Annotated in this window: 24 protein-coding genes; 18 read left to right on the top strand and 6 right to left on the bottom strand. The window is 35.6% G+C overall.

What is annotated here, in order from left to right:
- Window positions 1-2 precede the first annotated feature (2 nt).
- The 4 genes from AC1PU0_RS13700 to AC1PU0_RS13685 form a co-directional block, all read right to left on the bottom strand.
- Window positions 3-1,361, bottom strand: a complete 1,359-nt coding sequence (locus AC1PU0_RS13700; protein WP_206850615.1) for a tripartite tricarboxylate transporter permease — start codon at window positions 1,359-1,361, stop codon at window positions 3-5.
- Window positions 1,361-1,588 carry a hypothetical protein gene (locus AC1PU0_RS13695; protein WP_069653824.1) on the bottom strand — a complete coding sequence of 76 codons (228 nt, stop codon included), beginning with the start codon at window positions 1,586-1,588 and terminating at the stop codon, window positions 1,361-1,363. The genes AC1PU0_RS13700 and AC1PU0_RS13695 overlap by 1 nt, the downstream gene beginning before the upstream one ends.
- A 207-nt stretch (window positions 1,589-1,795) precedes the next feature.
- Window positions 1,796-2,431: a pentapeptide repeat-containing protein gene (locus tag AC1PU0_RS13690; protein WP_069653823.1), complete on the bottom strand. Its 636-nt coding sequence runs from the start codon at window positions 2,429-2,431 to the stop codon at window positions 1,796-1,798.
- Between the two features lie 40 nt (window positions 2,432-2,471).
- On the bottom strand, window positions 2,472-3,530 hold the full coding sequence (locus AC1PU0_RS13685) for an FUSC family protein (protein WP_069653822.1): 1,059 nt from the start codon (window positions 3,528-3,530) through the stop codon (window positions 2,472-2,474).
- 329 nt (window positions 3,531-3,859) lie between these two features.
- On the opposite strand from AC1PU0_RS13685, the gene AC1PU0_RS13680 reads away from it, so the two are divergent.
- Window positions 3,860-5,536 (top strand): peptide ABC transporter substrate-binding protein, encoded by a 1,677-nt coding sequence (locus tag AC1PU0_RS13680; RefSeq protein ID WP_206850616.1) that lies wholly within the window; start codon window positions 3,860-3,862, stop codon window positions 5,534-5,536.
- Window positions 5,537-5,762: 226 nt separating this feature from the next.
- On the opposite strand, the gene AC1PU0_RS13675 is transcribed toward AC1PU0_RS13680, so the two are convergent.
- Window positions 5,763-6,110 (bottom strand): DUF3899 domain-containing protein, encoded by a 348-nt coding sequence (locus tag AC1PU0_RS13675; RefSeq protein WP_069653820.1) that lies wholly within the window; start codon window positions 6,108-6,110, stop codon window positions 5,763-5,765.
- Window positions 6,111-6,191: 81 nt separating this feature from the next.
- Between AC1PU0_RS13675 and opp1B the strand changes: the two genes are divergently transcribed.
- The 13 genes from opp1B (at window position 6,192) to psiE (ending at window position 17,781) form a co-directional block, all read left to right on the top strand.
- Window positions 6,192-7,133 carry an oligopeptide ABC transporter permease Opp1B gene (opp1B, locus tag AC1PU0_RS13670; protein ID WP_069646331.1) on the top strand — a complete coding sequence of 314 codons (942 nt, stop codon included), beginning with the start codon at window positions 6,192-6,194 and terminating at the stop codon, window positions 7,131-7,133.
- Window positions 7,133-8,185: an oligopeptide ABC transporter permease gene (gene opp3C, locus AC1PU0_RS13665; RefSeq protein ID WP_206850618.1), complete on the top strand. Its 1,053-nt coding sequence runs from the start codon at window positions 7,133-7,135 to the stop codon at window positions 8,183-8,185. Before opp1B ends, opp3C begins: the two co-directional genes overlap by 1 nt.
- 5 nt (window positions 8,186-8,190) lie before the next feature.
- A complete protein-coding gene (gene opp1D, locus AC1PU0_RS13660) occupies window positions 8,191-9,252 on the top strand; it encodes an oligopeptide ABC transporter ATP-binding protein Opp1D (RefSeq protein ID WP_010771135.1) in 1,062 nt (353 codons plus the stop codon).
- A complete protein-coding gene (locus tag AC1PU0_RS13655; protein WP_206850622.1) occupies window positions 9,252-10,211 on the top strand; it encodes an ABC transporter ATP-binding protein in 960 nt (319 codons plus the stop codon). Before opp1D ends, AC1PU0_RS13655 begins: the two co-directional genes overlap by 1 nt.
- A gap of 241 nt (window positions 10,212-10,452) precedes the next feature.
- Window positions 10,453-11,577, top strand: a complete 1,125-nt coding sequence (locus AC1PU0_RS13650) for an RNA-guided endonuclease TnpB family protein (RefSeq protein WP_206850623.1) — start codon at window positions 10,453-10,455, stop codon at window positions 11,575-11,577.
- A gap of 272 nt (window positions 11,578-11,849) precedes the next feature.
- Window positions 11,850-12,635, top strand: a complete 786-nt coding sequence (locus AC1PU0_RS13645; protein ID WP_206850624.1) for a Cof-type HAD-IIB family hydrolase — start codon at window positions 11,850-11,852, stop codon at window positions 12,633-12,635.
- A gap of 14 nt (window positions 12,636-12,649) precedes the next feature.
- Window positions 12,650-13,450 (top strand): Cof-type HAD-IIB family hydrolase, encoded by an 801-nt coding sequence (locus tag AC1PU0_RS13640; protein WP_069653815.1) that lies wholly within the window; start codon window positions 12,650-12,652, stop codon window positions 13,448-13,450.
- A gap of 312 nt (window positions 13,451-13,762) precedes the next feature.
- Window positions 13,763-14,284, top strand: a complete 522-nt coding sequence (gene infC, locus AC1PU0_RS13635) for a translation initiation factor IF-3 (protein ID WP_206850625.1) — start codon at window positions 13,763-13,765, stop codon at window positions 14,282-14,284.
- A gap of 111 nt (window positions 14,285-14,395) precedes the next feature.
- Window positions 14,396-14,596, top strand: a complete 201-nt coding sequence (gene rpmI, locus AC1PU0_RS13630) for a 50S ribosomal protein L35 (protein ID WP_010762697.1) — start codon at window positions 14,396-14,398, stop codon at window positions 14,594-14,596.
- A gap of 222 nt (window positions 14,597-14,818) precedes the next feature.
- The gene (gene rplT / locus AC1PU0_RS13625) at window positions 14,819-15,178 is read left to right on the top strand and encodes a 50S ribosomal protein L20 (RefSeq protein ID WP_069653814.1); all 360 of its coding nucleotides are present in this window, start codon (window positions 14,819-14,821) and stop codon (window positions 15,176-15,178) included.
- 156 nt (window positions 15,179-15,334) lie between these two features.
- Window positions 15,335-16,057 carry a hypothetical protein gene (locus tag AC1PU0_RS13620; protein ID WP_069653813.1) on the top strand — a complete coding sequence of 241 codons (723 nt, stop codon included), beginning with the start codon at window positions 15,335-15,337 and terminating at the stop codon, window positions 16,055-16,057.
- A 100-nt stretch (window positions 16,058-16,157) separates the two neighbouring features.
- A complete protein-coding gene (locus AC1PU0_RS13615) occupies window positions 16,158-16,826 on the top strand; it encodes a CPBP family intramembrane glutamic endopeptidase (protein WP_206850626.1) in 669 nt (222 codons plus the stop codon).
- A 502-nt stretch (window positions 16,827-17,328) separates the two neighbouring features.
- Entirely contained in the window at window positions 17,329-17,781 is a 453-nt protein-coding gene (gene psiE, locus AC1PU0_RS13610; RefSeq protein ID WP_069653811.1) for a phosphate-starvation-inducible protein PsiE, read from the top strand.
- A 52-nt stretch (window positions 17,782-17,833) separates the two neighbouring features.
- Here the strand turns inward: psiE and AC1PU0_RS13605 are convergent, their stop codons facing one another.
- Window positions 17,834-18,880 carry a YeiH family protein gene (locus AC1PU0_RS13605; RefSeq protein WP_206850627.1) on the bottom strand — a complete coding sequence of 349 codons (1,047 nt, stop codon included), beginning with the start codon at window positions 18,878-18,880 and terminating at the stop codon, window positions 17,834-17,836.
- A 106-nt stretch (window positions 18,881-18,986) separates the two neighbouring features.
- Here AC1PU0_RS13605 and AC1PU0_RS13600 point away from each other — a divergent pair, with 106 nt between their 5' ends.
- The 4 genes from AC1PU0_RS13600 to AC1PU0_RS13585 all read left to right on the top strand — a co-directional run bounded on the left by AC1PU0_RS13600 (window position 18,987) and on the right by AC1PU0_RS13585 (window position 21,380).
- Window positions 18,987-19,805, top strand: a complete 819-nt coding sequence (locus AC1PU0_RS13600) for a LysR family transcriptional regulator (protein WP_206850628.1) — start codon at window positions 18,987-18,989, stop codon at window positions 19,803-19,805.
- A 191-nt stretch (window positions 19,806-19,996) separates the two neighbouring features.
- A complete protein-coding gene (locus AC1PU0_RS13595; RefSeq protein WP_206850629.1) occupies window positions 19,997-20,353 on the top strand; it encodes a DUF7006 family protein in 357 nt (118 codons plus the stop codon).
- 224 nt (window positions 20,354-20,577) lie between these two features.
- Window positions 20,578-21,066, top strand: coding sequence for a MepB family protein (locus AC1PU0_RS13590; protein WP_206838671.1), 489 nt, complete (start codon window positions 20,578-20,580; stop codon window positions 21,064-21,066).
- 29 nt (window positions 21,067-21,095) lie between these two features.
- Window positions 21,096-21,380: a putative quinol monooxygenase gene (locus AC1PU0_RS13585; RefSeq protein WP_069654397.1), complete on the top strand. Its 285-nt coding sequence runs from the start codon at window positions 21,096-21,098 to the stop codon at window positions 21,378-21,380.
- The last annotated feature ends 263 nt before the right edge of the window (window positions 21,381-21,643 follow it).

Below are 21,643 nucleotides of genomic sequence, written 5' to 3'. Positions count from 1 at the left end.
TTTTATTTAAATATCAAATGCGTGGTGATCCAAGGCGCAGCATAAAGAATCATAAATTGAACACCGTAATTAACGCCCATTTTATTAAGAGTACCACAAACGATTCCTACCAGCAAAACACCAAAAATATTGATCAATCCGGCATCCATATAAGCCAATAATAAAATAAATCCAATAAATAAACCTAATATTGCTTCATGCGGAATCTTTTTTAAGACAAATACGGTCATCTGACGAGCGTATTTCATTGCTATAAAATAAGTTACGACAGAGGCAAGGATTCCAGCGAATAAAATAGCAAAAACAAATTCACTTGTACTCAATAAATGATGAAGATTATGCTCTAATGTAAAAACGGGTGGCGCGTTGAACAGGGCATTGGCGGGTCCAACAGCTACCGGTGATAAAGGAATTCCTAAAGCGATCAATGGAATGATCAAACCTGATAGATATGTGGCATGAGACAAAGCACTCATTGAGGTAATCGCCATACTGGCTTTTTTTACTGGATCTTTTTCTTTATTTGATACAGCTTCACCAAACAAAATCGTTAGCCCAACAGGACTTAAAAAAAACAGAAAATTTGATAGTAATGATACAATAGCGCTCGTTCCAGCTTCTTTTTTTGTGATCGTTCCAGAAGGATTGAGTAACGTTTGCTTTTCATCTACCTCGTTCAGCTTGATTTTATTCTGTTCATGTCGAGGCAAGGAATCCCGATTTTGTTTGTTTAATAACCCTAACAATGAAACAAGTAATGGCCCAATTGTGATTCCAAGAAAGAAGGAAACTGTCACATTTTTTTCTTGTGGAACTGCTCCGAGTCCCCAATACAAATAGCGCAGACCTTGGAAGAGCAATCCAAGTGGAATGATACTGATCAACGCTAATAGCTTATTTTTCCCGATCAAAGATAAAAAGACTGCACCAAAAACAAACAGTAATGGAGCATATTCCTTAACCGAATCTGAAAAAGGAGCTAAGATGTTGGCTAAAAGTAAACTTACAGGTATTGCAACTGCAGTTCCGATGATGGAACCTGTCGCCATTTTTTTAATACTGGTGGCTGCCATACCACGTTCTTTTAAATACAGTGCATGCTCGATCATTGGCGTGGATAACACACCACCGGGCAAACCGACCAGTGCCGTCGGGATTGCATTCATTAAATTTAAAGTAATAATGGCAGCTATAAAAAACGTTAGAACGACGATAGGCTGAACGCCAGCTAAAACGACTGCTAAAGTGACTGGCATCAAAACAGACGTCTCATCTGTTCCTGGTACAAATCCAATGAATGTATATAAAATAATTGCGCCCAAAACGGCTAGTAGCATTTGAAAGATTAGCCCTGCATCCATTAGTTGTCTTCCTCCTCGATAACTATTCGTTTAGGAGTAATTAAAAAAGTACTGATCATAAAGCCAAGGACAGCTCCACCTAGGCCGAAGAATAATTGTTTTGTTGTATCTTGTGTAGGAGCTAGAAAAAAGCCTCCCATCGTTGTTACACTGCAAATGCCAATGGCTATAATCAAATCTTTTAAATCAACTAGGTCACCCCAAAGCTCGATAAGATTCTTTTTCATTTAAAAGCCCTCCAATGTAGTGAGGTTGGGACAGAAGCATTTTACAGATTCAGTGTCCCAGTCACTCTGTTAGTTTACCAAAAAAATATATGAAGTGAAATTGTTAGTTTCTGTCTAAGTAAAAAATTAATATCTCAGTAATAACTGCAAGCAAAAAAGAAAGCTTAGAGCTAAAACCTCAAGCTCGGCTCCAACCTTTCTTCTTATTTATTCTTTAATAACTAACCCTAATCCTGCAGCAATCGTAATCGCTTGTTCTTGCGTAACCTTTAATCCTCGAAGTAGCTCTTGAGAGAAGGCAATCTTTTCAAAAGTACTTTTGGTAAGGTCAAGACCGGCCAATTTCGTATGGAACCAATTACTTCCAGTCAGTGAACAGTTATCTAAAAGGAGATTACTCCAAGTCACCTCAACAAATTCAGTATCCTTTAGACTTGTTTGATGAAATTGAACCACTTTTTGATTTGTCGCACTAAAAGAAACATAATCAGCTAAGCAATCTTCAAAAAAACAATCCCGTAAATAACTCTCAGCAAAATTTGTTCCCGTTAACTTACACTGACGGAAATGAACTTGATGAAAACTAGCTCCGATCCATTCCGTATTAGAAAGATCACAATGATCAAAAATCACATTACTACAGTCAAAACGTTCAAGGTGATTTCGATTCATCGTTATTTTATCAAAACGGCATTCTCTAAAAACTAAATTACGCACATCCTGATAACTAAGGTCTTGGTCTTTTAATACTAAGCCTTCAATAACGAGCTCATCATCTAAAGAAATAAAATCAGTCTCAGTCAGCTGAGGCAAAAGAGGTGCAACAGGCTTTTTGATTTTCATAAATATAACCTCCAAATTTTTTATGATAAAGTGGGCCACATTATTCTGTTTCTTTATCTAAATTTTCATCTAATTGATACGCACGATTATAAAATTTTAAACAAGTCGTTAATACAAATGCACCCAAAAGACCTAAGAGACTACCTAAAACAATCCCGATTAAGCGATAATTCAGCAGACTCACCAAATATTGATGGCGAGCTAAATTTGCTAATAGTAAAGACATTGGCGTTGTAAAAAAGTTTGCGATCGCGTAATTTCGTCTAATAAAAAATTCTACCGTTAAAAAGAAAAAGCAAATTAGAAAAATGGTTTCTAATGAAGTAAATGAAATACTCAATAAAAGTGCTGCAATCAATAAACCAATCATTGTACCAAAAATTCTTTGAACATTACGATGCATGACAGCTCGTAAATTATCACCTTGTAAAACAGCAGCACATGAAACAACCATCCAATACGCATTAGTTAAATGCAGGGACTGGCTGATATAGGTCGCTAAAAATAAAATAGCGGCATAATGTAGAGCATCTAAAAGTGCTGCAGGGTCGGTGTAAAGACGTTCTTGTAATGAGATGGTCTTCTCTGGCTCCACCGTTTCTCCTTCAACAAAATACAAGAGAACAGCCACAACAAGAGAGGTCAAAACACCTAATAAAACATAACTCATCATGGTCGGAACTTTTTCCAAAGGAATCTTTGTTCCACTGCCCATTGCGGTTACCATGACAATAAAAAAAGCCCCCGGCTTAGCAATTCGGTATAATCTAAAAATGATTCGAGCCAAAAATGCCATCAAAGCAATAACGATTGGGATAATCCAAGGAATATGAGTACTAAGAACGCCTACTAGATTTCCAAAAAGTAAAAATGCGCCAATGGAACTCAAACGAATGAGTAGATTTTTCAAAGGTAGTGTTTGATAATAAAGAAAAGTAAAAATCCCCAGTGAGCCAAAACTACCGATTAGTAAATTATTTGAAAAATAACCGATGAATAAAGGCACTGCCATACAAATACCTGCACCAATCAAGCGAAAAGGTGCTTTTTGAGGTTTGTGAAACGTAGTTAGTTCTTTGAAGAAAGATGAATGGTGCATCTAATCACTCCTTACTATTTATTGTGAACTATTGAAACTAATTTTTTAAACAATACTATTGAACCAAAAAGTATTTGCTTCTACTATGGTATGTTTCTTCCTATACTAATCTAACATACTTTTTTGTAAGAAGACAATCGCTTTTTAAACTTGTTTCTAAGAAATTACTTCTAATGATGATATAATTTAATGATGTGAGTATTAAGAAAAAATAAGATTATTCTTGATTTTTTAATTTAAAAATTGTAAACTATACCTCAACACAATAAATAATTATTAAATTCTGATTTTTCAGAAAATATTTAGGGTCATTTAGGGAGGAAAAAAGAATGAAGTTAAAGAAGTCATTTGCTTTTGGATTCATCACTTTATTTAGTTTAACATTAGCAGCATGCGGTAACGGCGGAGCAAAAACAGACGATTCAGGCAGCTCAAAAGCAGCCGACGGTAAACCAAGCGGAGAGCAAATTTTCCGTGTCAATGTTTTACAAGAAATGCCAAGTGCCGATTTATCATTAGCGACAGACGTTATCAGCTTTACTGCACTAAACAATGTATACGAAGGTATATATCGTTTGAATTTAGATAATAAACCAGAACCTGCCGGAGCTAGTGAAGAAGCAGAGATCAGTGAGGATGGTACTACTTATAAAATCAAACTAAATGAAAAAGCGAAATGGTCAGACGGCAAACCCGTAAAAGCAGAAGACTATGTCTATGGGTGGCAACGTACGGTTGATCCAGCGACAGCTTCAGAGTATGCTTACCTTTACGAATCTGTAAAAAATGGTGCAGATATCGCAGCAGGTAAAAAAGACAAAGCTGAATTAGGAATCAAAGCGACAGGTGATTATGAATTAGAAATTACCTTAGAAAAAGCAACTCCTTATTTTGATTATCTATTAGCCTTCCCGTCATTCTTCCCGCAAAGAAAAGATATCGTGGAAAAATATGGTAAAGACTATGCTTCAAATAGTGATAACTCAGTCTATAATGGTCCGTTTGTATTAGATGGTTTTGATGGAGCAGGAACAGATACTGAATGGTCATATAAGAAAAATAAAGAATATTGGGATGTAGATTCTGTAAAATTAGACGAAGTAAAAACGAATGTTGTGAAAGAAGCACCAACTTCATATAACTTATTCCAAGACGGACAAGCAGATGATGTAACCTTGACTGGTGAATTAGCACAACAAGCTGCCAATGATCCAGCTCTTGTGATCCAAAAAGAAGCATCGACTCAATATATGGAATTAAATCAAATCGACGAAAATTCACCTTATAGAAATGAAAACTTAAGAAAAGCGATTTCTTATTCAATCGATCGTAAATCTCTCGTTGAACAAATCTTAGGTGATGGTTCAGTAGAACCTAAAGGCTTAGTTCCAGCAGATATGTCTAAGTCTCCAGATGGAAAAGAAGACTTCACTGATGCAGCGGAAGATAAAATTGCTTATGATAAAGAAAAAGCAAAAGAACATTGGGAAAAAGCGAAGAAAGAATTGGGTATCAAAACATTAGATATCGACATCTTATCTTCTGATGCAGATTCTTCTAAGAAAACAGTCGAATATATTCAAGGTGCAATTCAAGATAGCTTAGAAGGGACAAAAGTAACGGTAAGCCCTGTACCATTTGCCGTTCGTTTAGACCGTTCTAACAAAGGTGACTTTAAAGCCGTTATCGGTGGCTGGGGAGCTGACTATGTAGATTCAAGTAGTTTCTTAGATTTATTCCAAACGGGGGTTCCTTATAACCGTGGCCACTATAGCAATGCTGACTACGATAAAGCAGTCAAAGCAGCGGCAACAACCAATGCTAATGATCCTGAAAAACGTTGGGAGAACTTAGTAGATGCAGAGAAAATAATCATGGGCGACATGGGTGTGATTCCTCTTTACCAAAAAGCTGAAGCTCACTTACGTGCTGAAAAAGTGAAAGATGTTGGTTTCCATCCAGCAGGTGCGCAATACGATTACAAATGGACATACATTTCAGAATAATCTGAACTAGTTTTTAATAGTAAAAGTGACCGATACAGAAGCAAACAACTCCAACGAACCGAATGGTTTAAGGGAATAAAAAGAAATTCACGAAAATTGGGTTTCCAATTTTCGTGAATTTCAACTTATTTCTAAAGGAGCTGCTTCTGTTTCGCCATTTATTCAGATTTTGAGCAAGTTAGCAAAAATCAGAGAATTTTATATTTCTCTCTCTTGCTATCTTTGCTTATAAAAAGTAAAATAATAAAGAAACAACAGCGACAATCAGTAAAATACCCCCAGTTTCAAGCCAGTAAAGCTGATGTGCTTTACCGATTTCTGAAAATGGAATGAATTCTTTCGGCTCATTTTTCTTTCTAAAACGAAAATGCATTTTCATAAAACGTTGGAAATTATCAAAAAATCCTGAGGACATGATCCATAAGGCTAACCCGATAATCAGAAAGAATAACGAAACGATGAAAAAGGTATCTGATACAGAAAGGATAGTCAGTGACTGTTTTATCAATAGGTAAGTAAAAATACCGATGCTTGAGACCGCTGAGGTAATCAAGGGCCATTTTAAATTTTTCATGTGCTCATCCTTACTTAATTTTCTATCCTTACTTTATCGAAAAAAGCTGATGAAGTCAAAATAATCTCGGAGGTGTCATTCTTGAACAGTTTTGGAAAATATTTTCTTAAACGGGTCTTTTTTATGATCATCACATTGTGGCTGATCGCAACGATTACTTTTTTCTTGATGCAATTATTACCAGGTACTCCTTATACCAACCAAGAAAAACTTAGTCCAGAAACAATTGCTATGTTGAATAAGCAATCCGGTTTAGATAAACCTGTGATCGTTCAATATGGAATTTACTTAAAAAATCTTCTAGTTGGTGACTTTGGTATTTCATTCCAATTCAAAAACCAACCAGTAGCAAAACTTTTAGCAGGTCGTATTGGACCGTCAGTACAATTAGGTGCACAAGCAATCGTTTTTGGTACACTAGTTGGTATTTTATTAGGGATCATTGCGGCAATGCGCCAAAATACATGGGTTGATACATTGGCTACTTTAATGGCTATCTTAGGTCGTTCGATTCCGAACTTCGTCTTTGCCGTATTGTTACAATATATCTTTGCTATGAAATTAAAAGTGTTACCAATCGCAATGTGGAACGGTTTTGCTTATACGATTTTGCCGACAATAGCTTTAGCTATGAGTCCGATGGCCGATTCCGCCAGGTTTATACGAACGGAAATGGTTGAAGTTTTACATAGTGACTATGTAGAGTTAGCGCGTGCTAAAGGCTTGAGCCGTTGGCAAGTTGCCGTTAGGCACGGACTTAGAAACAGTTTGATCCCATTGATTACATTGTTAGGACCATTAGCAGTTGGTTTGATGACAGGATCATTAGTTGTAGAAAATATTTTTGCCATCCCGGGTATTGGGGAGCAATTCGTAAAATCAATCATGACCAATGACTATCCAACGATTATGGCCGTAACGATTTTATATTCTGCATTATTAGTATTTGTAATCTTAATTGTTGATTTACTTTATGGATTGATTGATCCAAGAATTCGTGTTTCAGGAGGTGCCAAAGGTTAATGGAAATAGTTGACTTGAACAATGTCCCAGATAAAATTAAAGAAATACCGACAGATGAATTCCAACCTTTGGATACATCAACAACAAAGGAACGTGAACGAATCGCAACGCCGTCACTAAGTTTTTTACAAGATTCTTGGCGTCGTTTGAAAAAGAATAAAGCGGCTGTAATTTCCTTGATCCTTTTGGGAATTATCATCTTTATCTCAATTATCACTATCTGGATTTCGCCTCATGACCCAACACAACAAAATGTAGCATATATCAATTTACCACCACGTATTCCGTTTTTAGATAGTATTAATGGATTTAACGGTACAGCAAATGTTGCGGGTAAAATGGTAGATAAGTATGCACAAGCCAATGTTCCTGATAACGTGAATTTCTATCTTGGAACAGATGGCCTAGGTCGTGATGTATTGAGTCGTTTATTTATGGGAACTCGTATCTCATTGTTGATCGCGTTTATCGCGGCATTACTTGATATTACGATCGGTGTAACATATGGTTTGATTTCAGGTTTATTAGGTGGACGTGTCGATACAGTGATGCAACGTATCTTAGAAGTTCTTTCTGGAATTCCTAACCTTGTTGTGATGATTTTGATGCTGACTGTTTTTGATCCAGGTATTTTATCAATCGTGTTAGCGATGGTGATTACCAACTGGATTTCAATGGCCAGAATCGTGCGGGCTCAGACCTTGAAATTAAAAGATCAAGAATTTGTTTTAGCTGCCCAAACGTTAGGAGAATCTCGTTTAAAGATTGCTATTAAACATATTTTACCGAATATCTCAAGCGTGATCATCGTTCAAATGATGTTCAGTATCCCGTCGGCCATTTTCTTCGAAGCGTTTCTAAGTTTCATCGGTTTAGGATTAAGACCGCCGACCGCTTCACTTGGAACATTATTAAATGAAGGATATAAAACGTTCCGTTTCCTTCCATATTTGATGTGGATTCCTGCCGTAACTTTGTCAGTCGTAATGATTTGCTTCAACTTGTTAGCTGACGGACTACGTGATGCCTTCGATCCTAAGATGAAAGAGTAGAGTGAATGACTATGGAAAAAGTATTAGAAGTAAAAGACTTACAGATTTCTTTTGATACGTTTGCTGGAAAAGTAAATGCTATTCGTGGTGTGAGCTTTGAGCTGTTCAAAGGAGAAACTCTTGCAATCGTAGGAGAATCTGGTAGTGGGAAATCAGTAACTACTAGAAGTATCATGCGATTGTTGAGCAGCAATGCAAATATCGACAATGGAGAAATTCTGTTTAAAGGTGAAGATATCGTACACAAGACGGAAAAACAAATGCAAACCATTCGTGGGAAAGAAATTGCTATGATTTTCCAAGATCCAATGACATCATTGGACCCAACAATGCCGATCGGCAAACAAGTAGCTGAATCGTTGATCAAACACAATAAAGTATCGAAAAAAGAAGGTCTGGATCAAGCACTAGAATTACTAAAATTAGTAGGGATTCCAAACGCTGAAAAACGTTTGAAAAATTATCCGCACCAATTTTCAGGCGGGCAACGCCAACGTATCGTGATCGCGATTGCGTTGATCTGTTACCCAGAAGTTCTAATTGCTGATGAGCCAACAACAGCTTTGGACGTTACGATTCAAGCGCAAATTTTAGAATTATTAAAAGATCTACAGCAAAAAATCAGCACATCAATCATCTTTATCACACATGATTTAGGTGTTGTAGCGAACGTTGCGGATCGTGTAGCAGTTATGTATGGTGGACGTTTAGTAGAAGTGGGAACGTCAGAAGAAATCTTCTATAATCCACAACATCCATACACATGGGGACTACTTGGCTCAATGCCAACAATGGAAGGAACCGAAGATAAGTTATATGCAATTCCTGGTTCACCTCCAGATCTGTTAGATCCACCAAAAGGAGATGCTTTCTATCCGCGTAACGAGTTTGCGATGAAAATCGATGCAGAAGAAGCACCACCCTATTTTGAAGTATCACCAACTCATAAAGCTGCAACGTGGTTATTAGCACCGCAAGCACCAAAAATCACCCCTCCAGCTGAAATTGTAAGACGTTGGGCGATTTATGCTGAACGCCATAATACGACTGCAGGAGGCGTTAAATAATGAGTGAAAAAAGAAAAGTACTTTTAGATGTTAAAGGACTAAAACAATATTTTAACGTTGGACGCCCTGACGAAGTTAGAGCTGTTGACGATATCAGTTTCCATATCTACGAAGGTGAGACGTTCGGTTTAGTTGGAGAATCTGGTAGTGGTAAATCAACAACTGGTCGTAGTGTGATTCGTTTATACGATCCAACGGATGGCGAAATCGTTTTTAACGGTGACGATATCAGTAAAATTCGTTCGAAGACAGCGATGCAAGCATTTCGTCGTGAAGTTCAAATGATCTTCCAAGATCCGTATGCTTCATTGAACCCAAGAATGAAAGTTAACGATATTATTGCTGAGGGAATCGACATCAACCATTTAGCTAAAGATACAGCTGAACGTGAAGCAAAAGTCAACGAGTTGTTAAAAGTCGTTGGGCTTGACCCGAGTCATGGCACACGTTATCCACATGAATTTTCAGGTGGTCAGCGTCAACGTATCGGGATTGCTAGAGCGTTGGCTGTTGATCCACGCTTTATCATTTGTGACGAGCCAATTTCTGCGTTGGATGTGTCGATCCAAGCACAAGTTGTCAATTTATTACAAGACTTACAAAAAGATGCTGGGTTGACGTATTTGTTTATTGCCCATGATTTATCAATGGTAAAACATATCAGTGACCGTATCGGTGTTATGCATAGTGGTAAATTATTGGAAATGGGTTCTAGTGATGATGTATATAACTTTGGTGTACATCCGTATACTGAAAGTTTACTGTCAGCTATTCCACTACCAGACCCAGATTATGAACGTACACGTAAACGTATTGTGTATAAACCACAACCAGAAGATAACAAAGAACGTAAACTAAGAGAAATCACACCAGAGCATTATGTTTATTGCTCTGAAGATGAAGTCGAAGTGTATCGTAAAAAAATTGAAGAGAAAAAAGCTAAAGCAAATCACGAATAATCGTATTGAACAAGAAAGACTAGCTAAGAAAAGAATTCTTTTTCTTAGCTAGAATTTTTAAACCTAAGATGAATGAATCATTTTTCTTTGTGACACAATCATTTTAAAGTAGCTTTAGGGGCTGGCTTCTCGAAAAAAAATAACCTAAGAGTGAGACGAAAAGTGTCACAATCTTAGCTTCCTATTTTTCAGTCGAAGGTGAACAAGCTCATTCAGCTTTTATTGGTAGGGTGGTATTCTAATGAAGGTATTAAAGGCGTATAAATATAGACTTTACCCTACGTTACTACAAGAAGAATTCATCAAAAAAACATTTTCTTGTGTTCGACTTGTGCATAATCTTTTATTACAGGAAAGAATTCAGCTTTATAAGGAGTTGAAGAAAAATCCTGATTTAAAAGTAAAGTTACCCACTCCTGCTCATTATAAAAAAGAGCATCCTTGTTTAAGGGAAGTGGATAGTTTAGCATTATCAAATGCGCAGGTTTACTTGGATCGAGCATTTAAAAAATTTCATAGAGAGAAATCAGTGGGATTTCCTAAGCTAAAACAAAAGAAGAACGCTGTCAGATCTTACACAACGAACAATCAAAATGGAACGATTAAAATTATTGACGATAAATATTTGAAAGTGCCTAAATTGAAGTCGTTGATTAAAATGAGAATGCATCGTCCAGTAATAGGGAAAATAAAATCAGCAACAATTTCTTTGACCCCTAGCAATAAGTATTTTGTTTCTATTCTTTGTGAAGAGGAGATTCCTAGAATTGATAAGACGTATTCAGCAATCGGGATAACATTAGGAGCTTCGGAATTTGTTGTATTATCTAATGGTAGACGTATCGATAATGATAAATTTACGAAAGAATTTGAACAGCGGATCACTAGAGAAGAAAGAAAACTAAAACGGCGAAAAGAAATTGCTAAATTAAAAGGAACAGAATTATCTCGGCAAAAAAATTATCAAAAGCAAAAGCTAAAAGTAGCGAAAATGCGAGAAAAGTTAACGAATCAACGAATCGATTTTCTGAACAAAATCACAACAGAAATTGTTAAGAAATATGATTTGATCTGTATTGAAGACATTCAGCAAGCAGATTTTTTCAGAAATTCTAAATTACAACGTGGATTTTCAGATGTTTCGTGGGCGTTATTTGTCTCAAAACTCGAATATAAAGCAACATGGTATAATAAAAGGATGATCAAAGTTTCAGCATGCGGGAAATGTTCGGAACATTCAGATAATAATCCGGTGAGTCAGATATTTATGCAAGATATCGATGAGAAAACAGGACGGCATGATCCTGAGACGGCTGCTAGTATTCAAGTGTTGATGCAAGGATTAAAGGAAATAATGACTTATTAAAAAAGTAAAAAACTGTAGGGACTACAGGGCTAGCCTAGGGTATATAAGATAGATATAACGTTTAGTCGATTATTTATCTTTTTCTAGGAAATTTCTAACTTCATAGAAATAGTTCACTAATTATAAGTGTATGGAAAATAAAAACTCGAACTTTATTCTCTTTGTTTTGACAAGCATTTGTTTGAACAAAATAGAATAAAGTTTTTTTACGCTATGGGCTAAAAAGTATAGTACAATATTAAGTAAGAAAAGATATGAAAAAGAGGGAAGTTATGAACCACTACAAAGCACTTGTTTTTTTTGATTTAGATGGAACATTATTGGATGCTGATTCTGAAATTTCTAAAGAAAATCACCAAGCTATCTTAACATTAAAGAAAAACGATATCTTGCCTTTGATTGCAAGCGGTCGTTCTCCAAAGGAAATCAACCAAATCACAAAAGGAACACCAATTGATTCTTTTGTAAGCTTAAACGGACAGTATAATGTTGTTGAAAATAAGGTTGTCTCCAAACATGTAATACCTTTGAAGCTGATTAAAGAATTAATGCGATTTTCTGAATCATTCGGTCATTCCTTGGCCTGTTATACAGAAACTGAATATGCTACACATTATTTGACTGAAAGTATGGAAAAATTATATCAATTGGATCATGCACCATTACCACAGATTGCACCAGACTTTTATAAGGAACATGAAATCTATATGCTTTATCTTTTTTCAGAGGAAGTCGCCAAAGATGTATTATATCAAGAAAAATTCTCCGATATATTCACCTTTTTCAGAGATAGTCCTTATTCCTTGGCGGTCGTGTTAAAAGGGCAGTCAAAAAAAGCTGGTATCAAAGAAGTGATCAAAACATTGGATTTAGACGGTGTCCCAACCTATGCATTTGGAGATGGAAATAATGATATAGGGATGTTTGAAGCCGTGGATACGGCCATTGCGATGGATAATGCTTCGGCACATGTAAAAAGTCACGCTGATTACATTACCAAGTCTCATATAAAGGATGGTATTCGTTTGGGATTAAAACAGTTTAAATTATTAGACTGAAAGGAAGTAAAATAATGACAGTGAAAATGATTGCAGTAGACATGGATGGAACGTTTTTGAATAGTCAACAAGAGTACGACCGAGAAAAATTTAGTCAATTATATCAAAGAATGAAACAACAAAAGGTTCGTTTTGTGATAGCTAGTGGCAATCAATACTATCAACTAAAATCATTTTTTCCAGAAGTAGAGAACGAATTGGCGTTTGTAGCTGAAAATGGCGCATATGTTATTAGTGAGGGTGCAGAACTATTCACGGGTGAAATCGATCCAGAGCTAGTTCATGACGTGCTGACTATTTTAGCGGCGTTCACAGAAGGGCATACGATTCTTTGTGGAAAAAACAGCGCTTATGTTGCTGAAAATGAACCTGAGTCCTTTATTGAACATGGTCGGAAATACTATCATCGCTTAAAAAAAGTGCCTAATCTATTTGAGGTAAAAGAGGACACTTTGTTTAAATTCGCTTTGAGTTTTCCTGTAGAACAAGTATCAGAAGTTCTTGAACAGTTACATGATACATTAGGAGAGAAAGTGATTCCTATTTCTAGCGGGCATGGTGATGTCGATTTGATCATTCCGGGCATCCATAAAGCACATGGGTTGATGAAGCTACAAGAAGTTTGGGGCATAAAAAATCACGAAGTTGCCGCTTTTGGCGATAGCGGTAATGATCTGGAAATGTTGAAGCATGCCGGATTTAGCTATGCGATGAGTAATGGACAACCAAAAGTCAAAGCTGTCGCTAAAGAAATCATTTTATCCAATGACGAAAATGGTGTATTGACTAAAATAGAAGAATTACTTGGAAATTAGAGTGTAAAAGATTAAGACAGAAGTCTACTTTTCAATCCTCAAAGGTTTCTGTCTTAATTAGAAAAAAGAATTGACAAGGTTTTGAAAATATCGTATACTATTAGAGTTGAGAAATGAAAGCAGAAGCACCCGCTTCTCGCCTTAGCTGACAGTGTCACTGGGCTGGATATAGGATTGTTTATATCAATCGATATAAGTCCGAAAATCGCGGGATCTGTATACAGAGCCTGTTTTTTATTGTATTTTTTAGAATAACAGACTCTTGGAAAAAGAGTTTCAGTATTGATTTTCTCTTAATAAACTTGGAGGTGAATGACCATAGCAAAGGATATGATGGTGAACGACGGCATTCGTGCACGCGAGTTACGTTTGATCGGACAAGATGGCGAACAATTAGGGGTAAAAACAAAAGTGGAAGCATTACAAATTGCTGAAACAGCTAATCTAGATTTAGTTCTAGTAGCACCTACTGCAAAACCGCCTGTTGCGCGAATTATGGATTACGGTAAATTCCGTTTCGAAACGCAAAAGAAAGAGCGTGAAGCTCGTAAGAAACAAAAAGTGATCAACGTAAAAGAAGTTCGTTTAAGTCCAACAATTGACGTAAATGACTTCAATACAAAACTTCGTAATGCACGTAAATTCATAGAAAAAGGCGACAAAGTAAAAGCGTCGATCCGTTTCAAAGGCCGTGCCATTACCCACAAAGAAATTGGTCAGAAAGTTCTTGATCGCTTAGCGGAAGAAACTGCAGACATTGCTACAGTGGAACAAAAAGCGAAAATGGACGGACGCAGCATGTTCCTAACGCTGGCACCGAAGAATGAAAATTAAGCTAATAAGCTGATAACTAGTTAATCAAATTTTTTTAGGATGCTAGTTCAACTTTTTCAACTAATTTAGTTGAACTGTATGCGAAATGAAAATGTAGGAGGAAAATTAGTCATGCCAAAACAAAAAACACACCGCGGATCAGCAAAACGTTTCAAACGTACTGGTAACGGCGGGTTAAAAAGATTCCGTGCGTTTACAAGTCACCGTTTCCACGGTAAAACAAAAAAACAACGTCGTCAATTGCGTAAAGCAGGAATGGTTTCATCAGGCGATTTCAAACGTATTCGTCAACAATTAGCAAGAATGAAGTAAAAAAAGCGTAGGGGACTCAATCAGGCATCGAGTAAATTAGGAAATTTTTTTAAAGATGCTTTTTATCTTTAAAAAGAATTTATCTATTTATCGAGAGGCCTAGTCCACGAAGCTAGATTAGTGAAAAAGCTTGCTGAATTTGAGAAAGTTGAAATAATTCATGCAACAACTTAGCAATTAAAATAACTCATAGAGATAACAGATATTTAGGAGGAATTAACCATGGCACGTGTTAAAGGTGGCGTAGTAAGCCGTAAACGTCGTAAAAAGATCCTTAAGTTAGCGAAAGGCTATTACGGATCAAAACATACTTTATTTAGAACAGCAAAAGAACAAGTAATGAAATCTTATAGTTATGCATACAGAGATCGTCGTCAAAAGAAACGTGATTTCCGTAAATTATGGATCGCTCGTATCAATGCAGCGGCTCGTATGAATGGCTTGAGCTATTCTAAATTAATGCACGGTTTGAAATTGGCAGAGATTGATATCAACCGCAAAATGTTAGCTGAATTAGCAGTGAATGATGCAGCAGCATTTACAGCATTAGCTGAACAAGCTAAAGGTGCTTTAGCTAAATAATGACTGAATAAAAGTGTTCCTTTCGTATGAAAGGGGCATTTTTTTTAATAGAAAGTTATGATTTATTATTTTGATTATTTTTTACATTTTTATTCTACTAAATGCTATAATTATTTTGATTAATCCAAAAATAATAAATAGAAAGCAGGTTTTTAAGTGAAAAAGAAGATGTTTGTGGTAGTTGTTCTTATTTTGGGTGTTTTATTTTCATTTGGGGTGAAAACAGAAGCAGCCTCAATCAATGATCTAAGATTTGGTTCGCATGTTCAAGATTATGGTGATACTGGTTTTAGTAGAGATAAACGTTTGAGAACAATAAGTGAGATGGGGCCATATGGAACAGGAAGTGGTTCTACTCGAGAATCTAAAAGAATGGAAGCGATGTTCATTCGAGGAACAAGTGACATCATGATCAACACACATATTGAAAATATTGGTTGGTTATCTGAAAAATTGACGGCAAAAGAGAAGAGTGCAGGTATTTCTAAACGTACTATCAAAGGCCGTAATACAACGATTTACTACCAAACAGGCCGTGGTGGGACTGCAGGAGGTGCATTGAGAGTAGAAGCAGTAGAGTTTACCTTGAAAGGTAGCATGGCGCAACAATACGATATGTATTATTGTGTTCACGCACAAGATTATGGTTGGTTAGGTTGGTCAAGAGCTAAAATAAAAACGGAAGACAGTAAATCAACAGCACATAAAGCAGGGACAGCGGGTGTTGCAAAGCGCCTTGAAGCCTACAAAGTCGTACTTGTACCAAAAGGCTCACCAGCTCCACGAAACTTTAGTGGACAGAAGAACTATCAATATGTAGCAAAAGACTCATTAGGTCGAGTTTATGCTTATAAAGACGGTAAGCGAGTCGCTAAATAACTGAATTAACTATTACATCCAAGCTCGTTTTACTCTGTAACTGTAGTCTGGTAAGATAAAAGTGGTATAAAGAAGGTTTTTATAAAAGGAGAGTAATGCGATGGTGTATGTAAAAAATTTTTTTATTTTAGTTGGTTTATTTCTAGTAAGTCAAATTAGTATGATGGCATTTGGTATAGCCAAAGAACTTTCCCAAGGAATGGGAGAGACAAATTTGTCTTTGGTTGCATCGATTATGCTGATAATTATAGTTATTGGCAATATCTGGGTGTTGATATTTTTAGGAAAGAAACTGGGTTTTTTTAACTTGAAATTGGATTTTTTCACTAAGAGAAATGTTGGAATTATTTTAGGTGGTTTTATTTTAGCTCGAGTAATCGCTATTGGAGGAACCTTTTTATTAAATACTCAGGGAACAGAATCAACAGCAAATGATGCAGCGATTCAGACTATGTTTTCAGGAGAAAATCCTTTATTGATTATATTATTGATTGGAATCTCAGCACCTATTATGGAAGAAATTGTTTTTAGAGGTGGAATTATTGGGTTTTGGTTAGGGAAATTTCCAATACTTGGTATTGCAGTGAGTTCTATTTTATTCGGTTTAATGCATGGTCCTACGAATTTGATTAGTTTTTTATTGTACGGTTTGGTAGGTTTGATTCTTTCTGTGGCTTATTACAAAACACAACGTTTAGAGATCAGTATATCTATCCACTTTTTAAATAACATAATTGCCGCAATCGCGATGGCTTTTGGGTTGATTTAGTATAACAGAATAAATAAAAAAGGGTTCGGGACAAAAGTAAACATCATTTTGATGTGCACCCTAAATGCGAATAAACGGTTTGAGCAGAAGGAATCCCTTCTTATTTCTCGGGATTAAACGCTTCTGTCTAAGCCTCTTTTTTAGAGTGTGGGACAAGATAGTAAAAGAATCATGATCAAACTATTGCGACTATAGTTTCATTTTTCATCTAGACTTTTTACTATGATTCTTGCGGAAAAAGAGGCTAAGTAACTGATATGCGTGCGTTTATTCCAGATTTAGATTTTTACATCATCGAGAAAAAATGTTATATTATTCTTATAATCAAATAGTTGTAGGAATCTTTAAAGAGAGTGATGCAACTGCATTATATTGTTTAACCTTATAGGCTAGCGCGTTTCGAGAAAAAGATAAAATTTGACAAAGTACTACATTCTGATTTTACTACTTTTCAGTCGGAGCAAGTCTGGCTTGGTACGCTTTTAAATTTAGGAGGAAAAAAATGAAAGAGGAACAGAGATTTGGAATCATGAAGAAATATGTCAATTGGGTATTGGATGTTGTTCTAGGAGTACTTGCCCTACTTATTTTGATTTTCATGATTCGTCAATTGATTGATATTGGAACATTTATCAACAAACCTATGACACCTAAAAACTTATCGATCGTGATGCAAGAAGTTGTGGCATTTTTCATGTTATTTGAGTTTATTATGATGGTGATCCGCTATATTCAAGAAGGACATCATATTCCGATCAGATATTTGATTTTAATTTGTATTACGGCCATTTTAAGACAGTTAATGGTATTACATGGCGATGCAGTTCAAACTTTATTATTATCTGTATCGATTTTGTCACTCGTTATTGTATTGTTTGTACTTAATTTAAGTGGCAATAAATCCTATGTTGGGTTTAAGCCTCATGCAAATGAGAGTCAAAAAACAGAGAACTAAAAGTAGAAAAGGTCACTCAATGAAATGTTGAGTGACTTTTTCTACTTTTAAATTAAATTCTTAATAAAGAAATCAAGACGATAGCCAAAAACACTTGAATAACACCAACTGATAATCCATAAATCAAGAATCGTTTCCCTTCTTTGAAGAATTTTTGGAAATCCAAACGCAAACCTATAGCGGCTAGAGCAGTGATTTCAAACCAACCGCTAAAGAAATGAGCTGTTGCACTAAATTGTGTGGGCAAATGAACTAAACTATTGAATATACAAAATAAAACAAATCCTACAACGTACCATGGTAAAGCAGATTTTTTTTGCTTAGGCGTTGTTTCTATTGTGGCAGAAGACTCAGATTTTTGTTGTTTAAATCTACCGAACCAGTAAACAACGACTACTAGCATCATAATACGCATGATTTTAAAGAGCATAGCAAGCTCTACAACTTGTCCATTGACCATGCTGGCACTTGCTACAACCTGTCCTACAGACTGTAAGATACCACCAATCAAGGCGCTTTTAGTTAAAATATCACTACCATAAATAAGCGAGCCAATAATTGGTAACAGCAACATCAAGATTGTTCCTAGCAAATTGACCAATGTAATGATCTGGCCTTTTTCTTCTTCTTTTGCATGAATAGCAGGGGTAATCGAAGCAATTGCAGATGAGCCACAGACCGCATTTCCACCAGCCATCAATAAGGACATATTATCTGAAAACTGCATCTTTTTACCAAGTAGATAAGAAGCAACAATCGTTATACTCATTTGTAAAAGAACAAAAAGAGCGCCAGAAATACCTATTTGAGCAATAGTTTGAAAAGTAACAGTTGCACCTAATAACACAACTGAAAATTCTAATAGCTTACCTTCTGCTATTTTTGTTCCTTTTTCCAAAACAGGCTGTTTCAAAAAAGTATTTCCTAGCAAAATCCCTAATAAAATTGCAATCGTCGCAGCACCTAAAGTTGGCAACCAAATTGCTGAAATTTTACTAATAACTGCCACAACAAAAGCTGTAACTAGTCCAGGGAAAATGGCGATACTTTTTGTTAAATAAGAATCTTTTTTATTGTTATTTTCCACTAAATCATTCATCTTCTTTCTTTGTCTATCTATAAATCCAGTATAACGAAAAAATTTGCATTTGAGAAATAAATAGTTAAAATGATATCTATAATAAAAACAAATGGAAAGGGTCTCTATGTTTAAATTACTGAAAACGTTTCGTGCTGTGTATGAAACAAAAAATTTTTCAAAAGCAGCAGAACGGCTATTTATTTCTCAACCAGCTGTTTCTAACCAGATTAAACAGTTAGAAGAAGAATTGGACATTCAGCTATTTGATCGAAATGGACGGCAAGAAATTAGTACCACAAAACAAGCGGATATTTTGTACCATCATTTGCTTAATTTATCAGATGACTGGGAAGATACGCTACAAGCGTTAGGCACACAAGCGACTCCTAGAGAAACGTGTAAGATCGTTGCTTCGAATACCTTTGCGGTTTATTATTTGCCAGAATTGATGGCACAGTTGATACCAGAATTTCCCCATGTCTCATTTGTTTTAGAAATGGAAAATTCAGAAGAAGTATTAGATAAAATCGAGAAGCACCAAGCTCATTTTGGCTTCATAGAGAAGCCGTTAATAACTGGAACAATCATCCGTGAAGAGATTTTAGCTGATGAATTGGTTCACGCGGGTGATTCTTCTGAAGCATTATGGTTGGTTCGAGAAAAAAATTCCGGTGTTTTTCATTATACTGAACGCTATTTTTTAGAACATAATATAACGCCTCAAACAATGATCGTGAAAAATAATGAAATGATTGTCAGATGTTTAGAGAGAGGAGTCGGACAATCGATTCTCTCAAAAAGAGCGTTAACGGAAAAGATAAAGTGGCATTCTTTAAGCCAAGAGTATCAGAGAATTTTCTATTTTATAAAAGGTCAACATATCGAATCTATTCAGTTGCGTGAAATCGACTTGTTTATTACTAGCTATTATCGAAAAAAGTAAAGGACAAAATAGTAAAATAGTTAGATAATTACTAAAATATTATTATTTATGCGAATAAAATAAACGTTTTAATGGAAAAAAGAAGGTTCCTTGTGCTATCTTAAGGAGAGTTATTCAATGGTGAAAATGAACGAATGAAGCATTTTCTAGGCTAAGATTATTGAAATGCTTATAAGATAGGAGGAAATAAGGTGGATTCATTTATATGGAACATTCAATTAAAGGAATATATTGCAAAAGTAGATCAAACAATCGATATCGATCAAGAATTTATCAATTATTATCATAGTTTAGCGACAGAAGCAAATCAACTAGTTGAGACAATAAATGCTGCAACATTGGCTGCGACATTACCAAAATTGATGGCTATAGATGAGAAATGTACATTGGTCATTTTTTATATCTTTAACGGATATGCATTGGAAAATGATACAGCGCTTGATACAATCCAGTTAATTGAACAAGAATATAAGAAAACACATAGAGAAAAATATATTTTTGATATGCCCGAATACGAAACATGGTCTATTTCCCAAAGAATTATTTAATAGATAGGTGTATTTTTACATAGGATCTCGAAAAAGAGGAATAAGTGAACTATTGAGGTCTGTTATGAAAACAGCACGACTATGAAACGATTGTAGTTGTGCTTTTTTTCTGTTGTTCCTTGTTTTAAATCTTTATTTTCAGTAATACCGCATGATACAATAAAATAGTCACTATAGAAGTATTACTCAAAGGAAATTTTGAAGAAAGTAGAGGAAAAATTGTGATGAAATCCATGGATTATCTATCAAGTATTGTCCAAGAAATCAGTGATATTCCTTTAAAAGATTTCAAAATGGAAGAACAAAATAAAGAATATGAAGGGGCGACATTCGTCTTGGGAAATCAATCATTTCGAAGTAGAATGGCAAAATTGACGCCCAAAAAGCAGGGATATTTTGTCGTATTTTGGGAAAAAGACGAAGCAAATAAAAATAAATCGTATGATTTTGTTTCTGCACCCGATAAATTGATCATCACAATAGTTGATCAAGACAAACGAGGACAATTTGTATTTCCAAAAGAGATGTTAGCAGAGAAAAGGATCTTGAGGAACGGAGAACACAAAGGCAAGATGGCATTACGCGTCTATCCTGATTGGGTAACAGGATTGAGCAAAACAGCCACGAGGACGCAACGATGGCAAAGTCCATTCTTTATTGATCTAACGACCACGCACGACTTGAAACGGCTGGAAAAGTTATATTTAGATTAGAGCCTGAGAAATGAGAAGGGAGCAAACGTTTGATTACAATCAATGTATTTTTGCAAGTAAAACCAGAAAAAAGAACGGATTATTTAGCTTTTATAGCTGAACTCGTCAAGGCATCACAACAAGATGAAGGCTGTTTATTTTACAACCATTTTGAAAAGGTGGATCACCCAAATCAATTTATTATTGTAGAAAATTGGCAAGATACGTCTGCAGTAGAAAAACACAATGAAACACCGCATTTGAAAAAATTCTTAAAAGAAGCAGCATTTTATTTAGAAAAAGAAGCGATAATAAAAGTGAGTCAATCAGGATAGCTAAAATAAAAAAACTGAAAATAAGCAATAACGCTTATTTTCAGCTCTAATAGTCATCAATAAAGAAAATACAAACAATGATATTCATATAAAAGGAAGTATTGAAAAAGGTTACGTTAGTTTTTAATCATTGTTTTTTCTTAAAGAATACTTGGGAGTAGTAATTTGACTATTATTTTTAAGAATCGTTGTTTACTCTTTAAATCATCCAGGAGAATGGGTAAAGGCTGGTTGGGATCAGCGTTCAATTTTAGTCAATGGTT

The organism is Enterococcus sp. XAF26B05_ASV22, assembly GCF_056727285.1.
Note: the sequence above shows the minus strand (reverse complement) of the source record. Positions and strands in the feature narration are given on the sequence as shown.

Excerpts from the sequence above, each read along its gene's own strand:
- AC1PU0_RS13700 (WP_206850615.1), bottom strand. The coding sequence starts at position 1,361 with ATGGATGCAGGGCTAATCTTTCAAATGCTACTAGCCGTTTTGGGCGCA.
- AC1PU0_RS13695 (WP_069653824.1), bottom strand. The coding sequence starts at position 1,588 with ATGAAAAAGAATCTTATCGAGCTTTGGGGTGACCTAGTTGATTTAAAA.
- AC1PU0_RS13690 (WP_069653823.1), bottom strand. The coding sequence starts at position 2,431 with ATGAAAATCAAAAAGCCTGTTGCACCTCTTTTGCCTCAGCTGACTGAG.
- AC1PU0_RS13685 (WP_069653822.1), bottom strand. The coding sequence starts at position 3,530 with ATGCACCATTCATCTTTCTTCAAAGAACTAACTACGTTTCACAAACCT.
- AC1PU0_RS13680 (WP_206850616.1), top strand. The coding sequence starts at position 3,860 with ATGAAGTTAAAGAAGTCATTTGCTTTTGGATTCATCACTTTATTTAGT.
- AC1PU0_RS13675 (WP_069653820.1), bottom strand. The coding sequence starts at position 6,110 with ATGAAAAATTTAAAATGGCCCTTGATTACCTCAGCGGTCTCAAGCATC.
- opp3C (WP_206850618.1), top strand. The coding sequence starts at position 7,133 with ATGGAAATAGTTGACTTGAACAATGTCCCAGATAAAATTAAAGAAATA.
- opp1D (WP_010771135.1), top strand. The coding sequence starts at position 8,191 with ATGACTATGGAAAAAGTATTAGAAGTAAAAGACTTACAGATTTCTTTT.
- AC1PU0_RS13655 (WP_206850622.1), top strand. The coding sequence starts at position 9,252 with ATGAGTGAAAAAAGAAAAGTACTTTTAGATGTTAAAGGACTAAAACAA.
- AC1PU0_RS13650 (WP_206850623.1), top strand. The coding sequence starts at position 10,453 with ATGAAGGTATTAAAGGCGTATAAATATAGACTTTACCCTACGTTACTA.
- AC1PU0_RS13645 (WP_206850624.1), top strand. The coding sequence starts at position 11,850 with ATGAACCACTACAAAGCACTTGTTTTTTTTGATTTAGATGGAACATTA.
- AC1PU0_RS13640 (WP_069653815.1), top strand. The coding sequence starts at position 12,650 with ATGACAGTGAAAATGATTGCAGTAGACATGGATGGAACGTTTTTGAAT.
- infC (WP_206850625.1), top strand. The coding sequence starts at position 13,763 with ATGACCATAGCAAAGGATATGATGGTGAACGACGGCATTCGTGCACGC.
- rpmI (WP_010762697.1), top strand. The coding sequence starts at position 14,396 with ATGCCAAAACAAAAAACACACCGCGGATCAGCAAAACGTTTCAAACGT.
- rplT (WP_069653814.1), top strand. The coding sequence starts at position 14,819 with ATGGCACGTGTTAAAGGTGGCGTAGTAAGCCGTAAACGTCGTAAAAAG.
- AC1PU0_RS13615 (WP_206850626.1), top strand. The coding sequence starts at position 16,158 with ATGGTGTATGTAAAAAATTTTTTTATTTTAGTTGGTTTATTTCTAGTA.
- psiE (WP_069653811.1), top strand. The coding sequence starts at position 17,329 with ATGAAAGAGGAACAGAGATTTGGAATCATGAAGAAATATGTCAATTGG.
- AC1PU0_RS13605 (WP_206850627.1), bottom strand. The coding sequence starts at position 18,880 with ATGAATGATTTAGTGGAAAATAACAATAAAAAAGATTCTTATTTAACA.
- AC1PU0_RS13600 (WP_206850628.1), top strand. The coding sequence starts at position 18,987 with ATGTTTAAATTACTGAAAACGTTTCGTGCTGTGTATGAAACAAAAAAT.
- AC1PU0_RS13590 (WP_206838671.1), top strand. The coding sequence starts at position 20,578 with ATGAAATCCATGGATTATCTATCAAGTATTGTCCAAGAAATCAGTGAT.